Source organism: Bradyrhizobium sp. CCGE-LA001, from assembly GCF_000296215.2.
Classification (GTDB): Bacteria; Pseudomonadota; Alphaproteobacteria; order Rhizobiales; family Xanthobacteraceae; genus Bradyrhizobium.
In genome coordinates this window covers 338,021-351,300 of record NZ_CP013949.1, presented here as the reverse complement: position 1 = coordinate 351,300, position 13,280 = coordinate 338,021, and the positions used below count along the sequence as shown (strand labels likewise).

Below are 13,280 nucleotides of genomic sequence, written 5' to 3'. Positions count from 1 at the left end.
CTCCGTTGCTTGTGCGGGGCGGTTTTTGCTAATCCAGCCCTCGGTTTGACCGGCCTTCGCCGGCGAGGAATGTTGCATGAACCAAGCTGCCGACGCCAACCTGTTTTCCCGCCTGTTCGACGGCCTTTCCGATCCCAAGCGCCTCGCGATCGAGACGCATGACGGCGGCCGGATCAGCTATGGCGATCTGATCGCGCGGGCCGGGCAGATGGCGAACGTGCTGGTCGCACGCGGCGTGAAGCCGGGCGACCGCGTCGCGGTGCAGGTGGAGAAATCGGTCGCCAACATCGTGCTGTATCTCGGCACTGTCAGGGCCGGCGCGGTCTACCTGCCGCTCAACACCGCCTATACGCTGAACGAGCTCGACTATTTCATCGGCGACGCCGAGCCGTCGCTGGTGGTCTGCGATCCCTCCAAGGCGGAAGGGCTCGTGCCGATCGCCGCCAAGGTGAAGGCCAAGGTCGAGACGCTCGGACCCGACGGCAAGGGCTCGCTGACGGACGCCGCCGACAAGGCGAGCCGCGAGTTCACGACGGTGTCGCGCGCAAACGACGATCTCGCGGCGATCCTCTACACGTCAGGCACCACGGGGCGCTCCAAGGGCGCGATGTTGACGCACGACAATCTCGCGTCGAACTCGCTCAGCCTCGTCGACTACTGGCGCTTCACCGACAAGGACGTCTTGATCCACGCGCTGCCGATCTATCATACGCATGGCCTGTTCGTTGCGACCAATGTGACGCTGTTCGCGCGCGCCTCGATGATCTTCCTGCCGAAGCTCGACCCGGACCTGATCATCAAGTTGATGGCGCGCGCCACCGTTCTGATGGGCGTGCCGACCTTCTACACGCGCCTTCTGCAAAATCCGGCGCTGTCGCACGAGACGACCAAGCACATGCGCCTGTTCATCTCGGGCTCGGCGCCGCTGCTGGCCGAGACCCACCGCGAATGGTCGGCCCGCACCGGGCACGCCGTGCTCGAGCGCTACGGCATGACCGAGACCAACATGAACACGTCGAACCCCTATGACGGCGAGCGCGTGCCCGGCGCGGTCGGCTTTCCCCTCCCCGGCGTCTCGGTGCGCGTCACCGATCCTGAGACGGGCAAGGAGCTGCCGCGCGAGGACATCGGCATGATCGAGGTGAAGGGGCCGAACGTGTTCAAGGGCTATTGGCGCATGCCGGAGAAGACCAAGTCCGAATTCCGGCCCGACGGCTTCTTCATCACCGGCGACCTCGGCAAGATCGACGGCAAGGGCTACGTCCACATCCTCGGCCGCGGCAAGGACCTCGTCATCTCCGGCGGCTTCAACGTGTATCCCAAGGAAATCGAGAGCGAGATCGACGCCATGCCCGGCGTGGTCGAGTCGGCTGTGATCGGCGTGCCGCACGCCGACTTCGGCGAAGGCGTGACGGCAGTGCTGGTTTGCAATAAGGGCGCCGACGTCACGGAAGCTGCCGTTCTGAAGGCGCTCGACGGCCGGCTGGCAAAATTCAAGATGCCCAAGCGCGTCTTCGTCGTCGACGAACTGCCGCGGAATACCATGGGCAAGGTGCAGAAGAACATTCTGCGCGAGACGTACAGGGATATCTACGCGAAGAAATAGGTGGCTCGCGGCGTTGTGCGGCGAGCGGCGCCACATAACGCGATGTCATGCCCCGGCTTGACCGGGGCATCCAGTACGCTGCGGCCTCTCGGCTCAATTATCGATGTCTCTGGATTACTGGATCGCCCGATCAAGTCGGGCGATGACGGCGGAGTGTGCGGTAAGTTCTGGCCCCACGCCAATTACAATCCGCCCACCAAACTCAGCACGAACCGGCTGCCGACGATGAACAGATAGACCCCGAACGCCACTTCCAGCGTCCGCTTCGACATCGCATGCGCGGCCTTCACGCCGAGCGGTGCCGTGACGAGGCTCATCGGCATCACCAGCACGGCACCGATCAGCGACACGTAGCCGAGCGCGAACGGGACTTGCAGCGCCGCAACGGCGGGATAGTTCGCGGCCGCCGGCCACCCCGCGTAGATGTAGCCGAGCGCGCCGGGGATCGAGATCAGCACCGCGAGCGCCGACGAGGTCGCGACCGCCTGGTGGATCGGCCGGCCGTAGAACGTCATCAGCAGGTTCGAGAACAATCCACCGCCGATGCCCATCAGGGTCGAGAGGATGCCGACGCAGAAGCCGTAGGCGCGCATCAAGGGACCCTTCGGCAGGTCCTCGCCGAACCTCCAGCCTTCGCGCGCGAGGATCAGGCGGGCGGCCGCCGAATAGGCGACGGCGACGAACACGATCTTGAACAGCCGCTCGGGCGCGTAGCGAGCGATCACGCTGCCGGCGACGACGCCGATCACGATCGGCAGCCACCAAGCCCGCAGGATCGTCATGTCGACGGCGCCGCGCTTGTAGTGCGCCTGGAATGAGCGGATCGAGGTCGGAATGATCACCGCGAGCGAGGTGCCGACGCACAGCGGCATGCGAACCTCCAACGGCACGCCGGCAATGCGGAAGCACTCATAGAAGACAGGCACGAGGATCGCACCGCCGCCGATGCCGAACACGCCGGCGAGGAATCCGGAGAGCGCGCCTGTCGCGATCAGCAACAGCGCCAGCTCGACGATTTCCTCGATATCAAGACCTGCGATCACCCCTGACCTGCCCTGGCGACTGGCCGCAACCTCTCCGAGCCGTCGCTTGGGAACGCTGCGCATGGAGCATTAGGCGATCTGATTCCCGCGGTCGACAGGTCGGGCCTCCCGGCTGGGGTGGGATGCAGAGTGCGCATATCCAATTTGCGGCAGGTTGGATCGGATTGAAGCGCGGGTTGCGTGTGCGGGTCCCATCGGAGCCTCGACTGGGTGCCGCTCGACCATTTGGACGGCATGGTCCGTTTAGATGCGTTCCAATAGCAATTTCAACGCATCGCGCTCAGTTCTCAAATAATGAATATTTATTCTGTTCTTTCTTGGTGGATCGACGCTCTGGTATACCAAGCCGCTGATTGGCCTTGGTTCATCAAGGCTCTAGAGCTGAACGACGGTTCGATTTATGGCCATTTGGTGATTGCGCGGGGGAAATCGACTCCGTAAATAGAGCCGACCTTTCCGATCCCCGCGCGCCCCCTTACGGGCCGCCATACAACATCAAAGCCCATGACCGCACGGATCGAACGACCACTCTCGCCACACATGCAAGTGTACCGCTGGACGCTGACGATGGCGCTGTCCATCGTCCATCGCGCCACCGGTATTGCCCTCTATGTCGGAACCCTGCTGCTGGTCTGGTGGCTGGTCGCCGCGGCCTCCGGGCCGGCCGCTTACGCGCACGTCCAGGCCTTCTCCAGCAGCATCATCGGCCGGCTGATCGTGTTCGGCTACACCTGGGCCTTGATGCACCATATGCTCAGCGGCATCCGGCATTTCGTCTGGGATCTCGGCTACGGCTTCAAGGCCAATGAGCGCGAAGCGCTGACCTGGGGCGCCCTGATTGGCGGCATCGCGCTGACCGTGCTGATCTGGATCATCGCCTACGCGAACGGAGGCGGCCGATGAGTTTCGACGAATCCCACGGCTCTCCGAAGCCTCCCTCGATGCGCACGCCGCTCGGCCGCGTCCGCAACCTCGGCGCCGCGCATTCCGGCACGTCCGATTTCTGGCGCCAGCGCATCACCGGCGTCGCCATGACGCTGCTGATGATCCCGGCGGTGGTGATCATCATCATGCTGCTCGGCCGCAACCAGGTTTACGCTGCGCAGACCCTGAGCTCGATTCCCGTCGCGGTGATCCTGCTCCTCTTTATCCTCGCCTGCGCCTGGCACATGAAGATCGGCATGCAGGTGGTGATCGAGGACTACATCCATAACGAGAAGCTGAAGCTCACCGCGATCATGCTCAACAACTTCTTCTCGTTCGCCGTGGCGCTCGCCGCGACCTATGCGATCCTGAAACTGTCATCCGGAGTGTAACCCATGGCCAACACAACGAATGGCTCGGGCAACAGCGCTCCCGCCACTAACGGCAAGGCCTATCCGATCGAAGACCACACTTACGACGTCGTCGTAGTGGGTGCCGGCGGCGCCGGCCTGCGCGCCGTGGTCGGCTGCAGCGAAGCGGGCCTGCGCACCGCCTGCATCACCAAGGTGTTTCCGACCCGCTCGCACACGGTCGCGGCGCAGGGCGGCATCTCCGCCTCACTCGGCAACATGCACAAGGACGACTGGCGCTGGCACATGTACGACACCGTGAAGGGGTCGGACTGGCTCGGCGATCAGGACGCGATCGAATACATGGTGCGCAACGCGCCCGACGCGGTCTACGAGCTCGAGCATTGGGGCGTGCCGTTCTCGCGCACCGAGGACGGCAAGATCTACCAGCGTCCGTTCGGCGGCATGACCACCGAGTTCGGCAAGGCCCAGGCGCAACGCACCTGCGCCGCCGCCGACCGCACCGGCCACGCCATGCTGCACACGATGTATGGCCAGTCGCTGCGCCACGCGGCCGAGTTCTTCATCGAGTTCTTCGCCATCGACCTGATCATGGACGATCAGGGCACCTGCCGCGGCGTCATCGCGCTCAAGCTCGACGACGGCACGCTGCACCGTTTCCGCGCCCAGACCACGATCCTGGCGACCGGCGGCTACGGCCGCGCCTATGCCTCCTGCACCTCGGCGCACACCTGTACCGGCGACGGCGGCGGCATGGTGCTGCGCGCCGGCCTGCCGATGCAGGACATGGAGTTCGTGCAGTTTCATCCGACCGGCATCTACGGCTCGGGCTGCCTCGTCACCGAGGGCGCGCGCGGCGAGGGCGGCTATCTCGTCAACTCTGAAGGCGAGCGCTTCATGGAGCGTTACGCGCCGTCGGCGAAGGATCTCGCCTCGCGGGACGTGGTCTCGCGCGCGATGACCATCGAGATTCGCGAAGGCCGCGGCGTCGGCAAGAAGAAGGACCACATCTTCCTGCATCTCGACCATCTCGATCCCGCGGTGCTCGCCGAGCGCCTGCCCGGCATCTCGGAATCGGCAAAGATCTTCGCCAATGTCGACGTGACGCGCGAGCCGATCCCGATCGTGCCGACCGTGCACTACAACATGGGCGGCATCCCCACGAACTATCACGGCGAGGTGCTGACCAAGAAGGATGGCGACGACAACGCCATCATCCCAGGCCTGATGGCGATCGGCGAAGCCGCCTGCGTCTCCGTGCACGGCGCCAACCGCCTCGGCTCCAACTCGCTGATCGACCTCGTGGTGTTCGGCCGCGCCGCGGCGCTCCGCCTCGCCGAGAAGCTCACACCCAATGCCAAGCAGCCCGAGCTGCCGTCGAACTCGGCCGAGCTCGCGCTGGGCCGCCTCGACCATTACCGCTACGCCTCCGGCGGCACGCCGACGGCGAAGCTGCGCGAAGGCATGCAGAATGTGATGCAGACCAATTGCGCGGTGTTCCGCACCGGCGAAGTGCTCAGCGAAGGCCAGAACCTAATCGCGAAGGTCCACAGCGGCATCACCGACATCGCGGTGTCCGACCGCTCTCTGGTGTGGAATTCGGATCTCGTCGAGACGCTCGAATTCGACAATCTGATCTCGCAGGCGGTGGTGACGATGAACTCGGCCGCCAACCGCACCGAAAGCCGCGGCGCCCATGCCCGCGAGGACTTCTCCGAGCGCGACGACAAGAACTGGATGAAGCACACGCTGGTCTGGCTGGACGATGCCGGCAAGGTCAAGATCGAGTATCGCCCGGTTCACAACTACACCATGACCAACGACGTGCAGTACATCCCGCCGAAGGCGCGCGTGTATTGATTGCTGCTTGTCATTGCCGGGCTCGACCCGGCAATCCATCCCTTAAAGATGGATGCGCGGGTCAAGCCCGCGGATGACGAAAGAAACCAGAGGCAGGACTTATGGTTGAATTCGCACTTCCGAAGAACTCGAAGATATCAGGCGGCAAGACCTGGCCGAAGCCCGCGGGCGCGACCGAGCTCCGTGAGTTCAAGGTCTATCGCTGGAATCCGGACGACGGCAAGAATCCGAGCGTCGACACCTATTACGTCGATACCAATGATTGCGGTCCGATGGTGCTGGACGGCCTGATCTGGATCAAGAACCACATCGACCCGTCGCTGACCTTCCGCCGCTCCTGCCGCGAGGGCGTGTGCGGCTCCTGCGCGATGAACATCGACGGCCAGAACACGCTGGCCTGCACCCGCTCGATGCACGACGTGAAGGACGGCGCGGTCAAGATCAACCCGCTGCCGCACCAGCCGGTGGTGAAGGATCTCGTTCCCGACCTCACCAATTTCTACGCGCAGTACGCTTCCGTCGAGCCGTGGCTGAAGACGACCTCGCCGACGCCGCAGAAGGAATGGCGCCAGAGCCACGAGGACCGCGAGAAGCTCGACGGCCTCTACGAGTGCATCCTGTGCGCCTGCTGCTCGACCTCGTGCCCGAGCTATTGGTGGAACAGCGAGCGCTATCTCGGCCCGGCCGCGCTGCTCCAGGCCAACCGCTGGGTGTCCGATTCGCGCGACGAGGCGACCGGCGAGCGGCTCGACAATCTCGAGGATCCGTTCCGCCTCTATCGCTGCCACACCATCATGAACTGCGCCAAGGCCTGCCCGAAGGGCCTCAATCCCGCCGAGGCCATCGCCGAGCTCAAGCTCAAGATGGTCGAGCGGCAGATCTAGAGGCGATTCGTGCTGCGACCCCCGGCCTGAGCGGCCGGGGCATTCCACGATGGGGGCCGGCCGCAGCGGAATTTGCCTCCGCCAAGCGCCGCGGGTGTACCGGCACATTGCAACCTCCGGTTCCCATCACAAGCGACTTCCTTTTGAGCGGGAATCTCCGCTAAGCTCCGGTCAGGGACCGGAGCCGTGCAGGGCGCGCAACGCAATTCGCTAAAATTGTTGCAGTGGATGATGGCGGCATCCCTGGCGCTTCCGATTGCGCTGTTCGCTATCGCCTCGGCGATCTCCTTCACCTCGACCAAGGACACTTCCGACCGCGAGATCGAGCGCACGCTCGACGTCGCGCATGAGCATGCGCTCAAAGTGTTCGAGACCATCGACCGCAGCCTTGCCGAGCTGGGCGAGGTCGCGCGCGGCCTTTCCGACGACACCATCCGCGCGCGCGAACCGGCTTTGCACCGTCGCCTGAAGCGGCTGGCCGATTCGCTGCCGCAGCTCAAATCGGCCTGGATCTTCGATGCAGACGGAAAGGCGCTGGTCAACAGCCTCGCCTCGCCGCCGCCGCAACTCGGCTTTGCGGACCGCGACTATTTCTACGCTCATGTCGACCAAAGCATCGGCACCTACATCGGCACGGCCCTGACGCCGCGTCCGCCCTATCAGGGCGCCCGCTTCTTCGGGATGAGCCGCCGCCGCGAGTCCGACGACGGTCATTTCATCGGCGTGATCCAGGCCTCGGTCCTGCCGGAATATTTCGAGAGCTTCTATGCCAGGATCGGCTCCGATCCCGGCAGCTTCTTCGCGATGGGGCGCGCTGACGGCGCCGTGCTCGCGCATTTCCCGCGGCTCGACCGCGACTTCCGGCTCGATCCAAGCGGTCCGGTCGGCCAGAAGATCGCGTCGAGCCCCGAGCATGGCCTGATCACCGTGACCTGGCCGTCGGACGGAATCGAGCGCCGCATCGGCTACCGGCGCGTCGCCGAATATCCGATCTACGTCAGCGCCGGGCTCGAGACTTCTGCGATCCGGGCACGCTGGTTCGCCACCATCGGCCAGCATCTGGTGTTCGGCATTCCCGCCACCGCGCTGTTGTTCCTGCTGCTCGCCTTCGCATTCCGCCGCACCCAGCATCTCCAGGCCGAGGCCGCCGCGCGGCGCGAAGCCGAGGATGCGCTCAAGCACAGCCAGCGCCTGGAGGCGCTCGGGCAGCTCACCGGCGGGGTCGCGCACGACTTCAACAATCTGCTCACCGTGATCCGTGCCTCGGTCGACCTGCTCAATCGGCCGCAACTGACGGAGGAGCGGCGGCAGCGCTACATCACCGCCATCGCGGATTCGGTCGCGCGCGCGGCCAAGCTGACCTCCCAGCTCCTCGCCTTTGCGCGACGCCAGACCCTGAAGCCGGAGGTGTTCGACGTCGGCCAGCGAATGCAGTCGCTCCACGACATGCTTGCGACGCTGCTCGGCCCCGCCATCGAGATCGCGATGCGGCTGCCGGGGGAGCCCTGTCTCGTCAATGCCGATGCCGGCCAGTTCGAGACGGCACTGATCAACATGGCGACCAATGCGCGCGATGCCATGCAGGGCAAGGGCAGGATCACCTTCGCGGTCGAGGCTACGAGCGCCATTTCGGGCACGGCGGCCTCGATCGCGGACAACCATGGCTTCGTCCGCATCACCGTCAGCGACACCGGGGTCGGCATTCCGGCAGCGCGCCTCGGGCGCATCTTCGAGCCGTTCTTCACCACCAAGCAGGTTGGTCACGGCACCGGTCTCGGCCTCTCCCAGGTGTTCGGCTTTGCCCGGCAATCGGGCGGCGAGGTGACGGTGACGAGCGAGGTGGGGCAGGGCAGCACCTTCTCGCTCTATTTGCCGCACGTGCCGCGGGACCTCTTGCCTCAGCGGCACGCGCCGAACACCGCACCGGCGGTGGCCGGCAGCGGCATGTCGGTGCTGGTGGTCGAGGACAATCTCGAGCTTGCCAACTTTGCCGCCGACGGCCTCACCGAGCTCGGCTACAGCATCACCCTGGTCGACAATGCGACCGATGCGCTCGCCGAGCTCGTGGTGGATGCGGATCGTTTCGACGTCGTGTTCTCGGACGTGGTGATGCCGGGCATGACCGGACTCGATCTGGCAAAGGCGGTCCGCGAGCGCGGCATCGGCGTGCCGGTCGTGCTGACCACGGGCTACAGCCAAGCCCTGTCGCAGGAGGGCGCGGTCGGCTTCGATCTCGTGCAAAAACCCTATTCGATCGAGGAATTGTCGCGGGTTCTGCACCGGGCCGCGCGGCTGCGGCGCGTGCGCGACGGCGCCGCCGAGTGATTCGGAGCCGGGAACCGGGGGGAACCGGTTGATTTCCTTTGCGTTGTCCGCTCATGCACAAGCGGGCCGCAAAGCGCGAACAGGACAAGAAGCCGCCCATCGTCGCGATCAAGGGCGAGAACGGTGATGACGTAGCGCCTCCGCCTCCCGAGCTGGTCGAGCCCGATCCCGAACTGTCTCCTGAGGAAGCCGAGCAGGTTCGCAAGGATTATCTGCTGACACGCTTCTGGATCAGCGCGCGCGGCTTCTGGGGGCGCCATGGCGACCGCCTGGCCTGGCCGTTCTCGATCGGCCTCGGCGTGCTGATCGTCCTGACCGTCGGCTTCCAGTACGGCATCAATGTCTGGAATCGCGAGATCTTCGACGCCATCGAGAAGCGCGATGCGGCCAGCGTCTTCCATCTCACGGCGCTGTTCTTCCCGCTCGCGATCGGCAGCATCGTGCTCGCCGTCGCGCAGGTGTTCGCGCGCATGAGCATCCAGCGGCGCTGGCGCGCCTGGCTCACGAGCAGCGTGCTGACGCGCTGGCTTACCAACGGACGCTACTACCAGCTCAATCTCGTCGGGGGCGACCACAAGAATCCGGAATACCGGATCGCCGAAGACCTGCGCATCGCGACGGACTCGCCGGTCGATTTCCTCGCCGGCGTGACCTCTGCGCTGCTGTCTGCCGTGACCTTCATCGTCGTGCTCTGGACCATCGGCGGCGCGCTCACCGTCACCCTCGGCGGCGCGAGCATCACCATTCCCGGCTTCCTGGTGATTGCCGCGATCGTCTACGCTGCGATCGCCTCCGGCTCGATCGTCGTGATCGGCCGCCGCTTCGTGCAGGTGTCCGAGGCCAAGAACCAGGCCGAGGCCGATTTCCGCTACACGCTGACGCGCGTGCGCGAAAACGGCGAGAGCATCGCGCTGCTCGGCGGCGAAGAAGAAGAGCGCGGCGGCATCGACCGCAATTTCACTGGCGTGCTCAAGCAATGGGCACGACTCGCGGGCCAACACATGCGCACCACGCTGGTCTCGCAGGGCTCCAGCCTCGTGGCGCCCGTGGTGCCTCTCCTGCTCTGCGCGCCAAAATTCCTCGACGGCAGCATGACGCTCGGACAGGTGATGCAGGCGGCCTCTGCCTTCACCATCGTGCAGAGTGCATTCGGCTGGCTGGTCGACAATTATCCGCGGCTCGCCGACTGGAATGCCTGCGCGCGCCGCATCGCCTCGCTGATGATGTCGCTCGACGGCCTCGAACGCGCCGAGCAGGGCGATGGCCTTGGCCGCATCAAGCGCGGCGAGACCAGCAACGAGGCCATGCTGGAGTTGAAGGACCTCTCGGTCACGCTCGACGATGGCACGGCCGTGGTCGGCGAGACCGAAGTGGTGATCGAACCCGGCGAGCGGCTCCTGGTCGCCGGCGAATCCGGCACCGGCAAGAGCACGCTGGTGCGCGCCATCGCCGGCCTCTGGCCCTGGGGCGGCGGCAGCGTCAATTTCCATCCCGACCGTCGGCTGTTCATGCTGCCGCAACGGCCTTACGTGCCCTCGGGATCCCTGCGCCGTGCAGTGGCGTATCCGGGCGCGGCCGAGGATTGGACGATTGAGGAGATCAGCGAGGCCCTGCACAAGGTCGGCCTCGATCATCTCAAGGAGAAGATCGAGGAGGAAGCGCCGTGGGACCAGACGCTATCCGGCGGCGAGAAGCAGCGCCTCGCCTTCGCCCGGCTGCTGCTGCACAAACCCGACATCATCGTGCTCGATGAGGCCACCTCCGCGCTCGACGAGAAGAGCCAGGACAGCATGATGAAGATGGTCACCGACGCCTTGCCCAATGCGACCATCGTCAGCGTCGCGCACCGCGCCGAGCTGGAGGCCTTCCACAGCCGCAAGATCGTGCTGGAGCGTCGCAAGGGCGGCGCCAAGCTCGTCAGCGACGTCGACCTGATCCCACGCAAGGGCAGGCGCAAGCTGCTCGGGCGATTCCTGCGCCAGCGCAAGGCCCCGAAGAAGGCGGCGTAGCGCTCTCTCTGTCGTCCCGGACAAGCGCGCCACAAGCGCGCGCAAATCCGGGACCCATACCCCCAAGGGAGAACTTGTGCGAAGACTCGGAGTGGGCATCTCGTGTCAAACTCCGCCCAGTGATTATGGGTCCCGGGTTCGCTGCGCGCCCTGGGACGACGCCGAAATTGTAGCTCTCATCAAAACCGGCTATTCATGCGCCGCCTGCAATGAGGATCGCCTGCTTGACGCCCGACAACGCCCCTTCGTCCGCGCCGTTCGGCGCGTTTGCGCCGAACGCCGCGCAGGCCGCGATCATCAGCCTCGCGACGCGATCGGGGTTGAAGCGCGGCGCGTTCCGGCCGTGGATGTCGCGGCTGGTCAATTTGCTGCGTGGCGGCCCGGTCGACGTGCAGTACCAAGGGGCCTCGTTTCGTCTCTATCACCAGGGCAGCGCGACCGAGCGCGGCGCGCTGTTCAATCCAGACTACAATCTCGACGAGCTCGATTTCCTGCGCCAGCACACGCCAGTGGGCGGCACATTCGTCGATGTCGGCGCCAATGTCGGCACCTTCGCGCTGGTGATGGCGCGGCAGGTCGGCGCCAACGGCAAGGTCGTCGCGATCGAGCCGCATCCCCTCACATATGGGCGGCTGGCATTCAATCACGCCGCCTCGCATGCAACGCAGGTGCGCCTGGTGCAGGCGGCTGCCGGTGACAACGACGGCGAGCTGATGATCGAGAGCGGCGGCGGCAATCTCGGCGCCACCCACGTCGTCACCGGCTCCGCCAGCGCCGACGCGATCAAGGTACCATCGCTGCGCCTGACGCGCATTCTCGACGAGGCAGGCGTCACACAGGTCGATGCGCTCAAGATCGATGTCGAAGGCTTCGAGGACCGCGTGCTGATCGGCTTCTTCCGCGACGCGCCGCCATCGCTGTGGCCGCGCGCGGTCGTCATCGAGCACCTGTCACAGAACGAATGGCAGCAGGACTGTATTGCCGACATGGTCGCGCGCGGCTTTGCCATCGTGCGCAAGACGCGGAGCAATACGTTCCTGTCGCGCTGACGGAAGCGAACAACGGAGGCAGCGATGATCGACCATCTGGGCTTCTCGGTCTCTGACTACGAGCGCGCCAAGGCGTTCTACACCAAGGCGCTGGCGCCGCTCGGCTACGGCCTGATCATGGAGGTGACGGCGGAGCAGACCGGGCACGCCGCGGCCGCTGGCTTTGGCGCCGACGGCAAGCCGGACTTCTGGTTCGGCGCGGAAGGCGCGATGAACAAGCCGGTGCACATCGCCATTCGCGCCGAAGACCGCGCCACGGTGGACGCGTTCTACAAGGCGGCGATGGCGGCGGGTGGGCGCGACAACGGCCCGCCCGGCATTCGCCCGCATTACCATGCGAACTATTACGGCGCGTTCGTGCTCGATCCTGATGGCCACAACATCGAGGCCGTCTGCCACGCACCGGAATAGGCGGGGTTTCGGGGAACCTCGCTCTCTGCAGGCCGTTATCGTCGCTTGCAATAGGAGCACGATATGGCCAACGACAATTCCCGCGACGTCGACCGTGCCTGGGAGCTGATGAAGAAGATCGGCTTCGCAATGCTGGTGACGCGCGACGGCGACAAGCTGCGCGCGCGGCCGATGAGCGCTCATCTTGACCGCGACGCGAACACGATCTTTTTCCTTACCGACGCGCGGCATCACAAGGATGAAGAGATCGCGAGGTATCCCTCCATCAACCTGTCGTTCGCGGATGCGAGCAGCCAGAAATACGTCTCATTGACCGGCGCTGCCGTCGTCTCCAACGACCGTGCGAAGATCAAGGAATTGTTCTCGACGCCGGCCAAGGCGTGGTGGGACTCTGCGGAGGATCCAAACATCCGCGTGCTCAAGGTGACGCCTGACGATGCCGAGTTCTGGGATTCACCCGGCACAGTGATCTCGTACGTGAAGATGGCTGCCGCGGCGGTGACTAACACGCGTCCCGACCTCGGCGATAACCGCAAGGTTTCGATGTGATGCCGATAGAGCCGCCCGAGATACCGCCGTCAACGCCGGGCACTCCGACCGAGCCGCCGCCGGGAATTCCGCCCGGCAATCCGCAGCCCGAAATCGCGCCGCCGGTGCGCGAGCCAGGCGAATCACCGCGTCCCGACGAGTTGCCGGGGCGCGTGCCTGAAGAGATTCCATCGCGCGGACCCAACGGACCGCTTACACCGAATCCCGCGACGGACGCGCGTTCGCCGCGGGATCAGGTCTGAGGCGAGC

General features: G+C 65.2%; 12 protein-coding genes. 11 read left to right on the top strand and 1 reads right to left on the bottom strand.

Features of this window, described 5'->3' with window-relative positions; all coding sequences use genetic code 11:
• Positions 1-76 precede the first annotated feature (76 nt).
• On the top strand, positions 77-1,606 hold the full coding sequence (locus BCCGELA001_RS01650; RefSeq protein ID WP_008539101.1) for a malonate--CoA ligase: 1,530 nt from the start codon (positions 77-79) through the stop codon (positions 1,604-1,606).
• A 182-nt stretch (positions 1,607-1,788) separates the two neighbouring features.
• On the opposite strand, the gene BCCGELA001_RS01645 is transcribed toward BCCGELA001_RS01650, so the two are convergent.
• Positions 1,789-2,649, bottom strand: a complete 861-nt coding sequence (locus tag BCCGELA001_RS01645; RefSeq protein ID WP_060734473.1) for a sulfite exporter TauE/SafE family protein — start codon at positions 2,647-2,649, stop codon at positions 1,789-1,791.
• 504 nt (positions 2,650-3,153) lie between these two features.
• On the opposite strand from BCCGELA001_RS01645, the gene sdhC reads away from it, so the two are divergent.
• From sdhC to BCCGELA001_RS38650, 10 genes are all read left to right on the top strand, one after another.
• A complete protein-coding gene (gene sdhC / locus BCCGELA001_RS01640; RefSeq protein ID WP_008539103.1) occupies positions 3,154-3,552 on the top strand; it encodes a succinate dehydrogenase, cytochrome b556 subunit in 399 nt (132 codons plus the stop codon).
• A complete protein-coding gene (gene sdhD, locus BCCGELA001_RS01635; protein WP_008539104.1) occupies positions 3,549-3,965 on the top strand; it encodes a succinate dehydrogenase, hydrophobic membrane anchor protein in 417 nt (138 codons plus the stop codon). The genes sdhC and sdhD overlap by 4 nt, the downstream gene beginning before the upstream one ends.
• Positions 3,966-3,968: 3 nt before the next feature.
• Positions 3,969-5,804, top strand: coding sequence for a succinate dehydrogenase flavoprotein subunit (gene sdhA / locus BCCGELA001_RS01630; protein WP_060734472.1), 1,836 nt, complete (start codon positions 3,969-3,971; stop codon positions 5,802-5,804).
• A gap of 101 nt (positions 5,805-5,905) precedes the next feature.
• Positions 5,906-6,688, top strand: coding sequence for a succinate dehydrogenase iron-sulfur subunit (locus BCCGELA001_RS01625; RefSeq protein WP_060734471.1), 783 nt, complete (start codon positions 5,906-5,908; stop codon positions 6,686-6,688).
• Positions 6,689-6,874: 186 nt separating this feature from the next.
• The gene (locus BCCGELA001_RS01620; protein ID WP_060734470.1) at positions 6,875-9,013 is read left to right on the top strand and encodes a hybrid sensor histidine kinase/response regulator; all 2,139 of its coding nucleotides are present in this window, start codon (positions 6,875-6,877) and stop codon (positions 9,011-9,013) included.
• Positions 9,014-9,066: 53 nt separating this feature from the next.
• A complete protein-coding gene (locus BCCGELA001_RS01615; protein ID WP_060734469.1) occupies positions 9,067-11,022 on the top strand; it encodes an ABC transporter ATP-binding protein/permease in 1,956 nt (651 codons plus the stop codon).
• Positions 11,023-11,246: 224 nt separating this feature from the next.
• On the top strand, positions 11,247-12,071 hold the full coding sequence (locus tag BCCGELA001_RS01610; protein ID WP_060737436.1) for an FkbM family methyltransferase: 825 nt from the start codon (positions 11,247-11,249) through the stop codon (positions 12,069-12,071).
• A 24-nt stretch (positions 12,072-12,095) separates the two neighbouring features.
• On the top strand, positions 12,096-12,482 hold the full coding sequence (locus BCCGELA001_RS01605) for a VOC family protein (RefSeq protein ID WP_060734468.1): 387 nt from the start codon (positions 12,096-12,098) through the stop codon (positions 12,480-12,482).
• Positions 12,483-12,545: 63 nt separating this feature from the next.
• A complete protein-coding gene (locus tag BCCGELA001_RS01600; RefSeq protein WP_008539109.1) occupies positions 12,546-13,031 on the top strand; it encodes a pyridoxamine 5'-phosphate oxidase family protein in 486 nt (161 codons plus the stop codon).
• Entirely contained in the window at positions 13,031-13,273 is a 243-nt protein-coding gene (locus BCCGELA001_RS38650; RefSeq protein WP_008539110.1) for a hypothetical protein, read from the top strand. The genes BCCGELA001_RS01600 and BCCGELA001_RS38650 overlap by 1 nt, the downstream gene beginning before the upstream one ends.
• Positions 13,274-13,280: the final 7 nt, after the last annotated feature.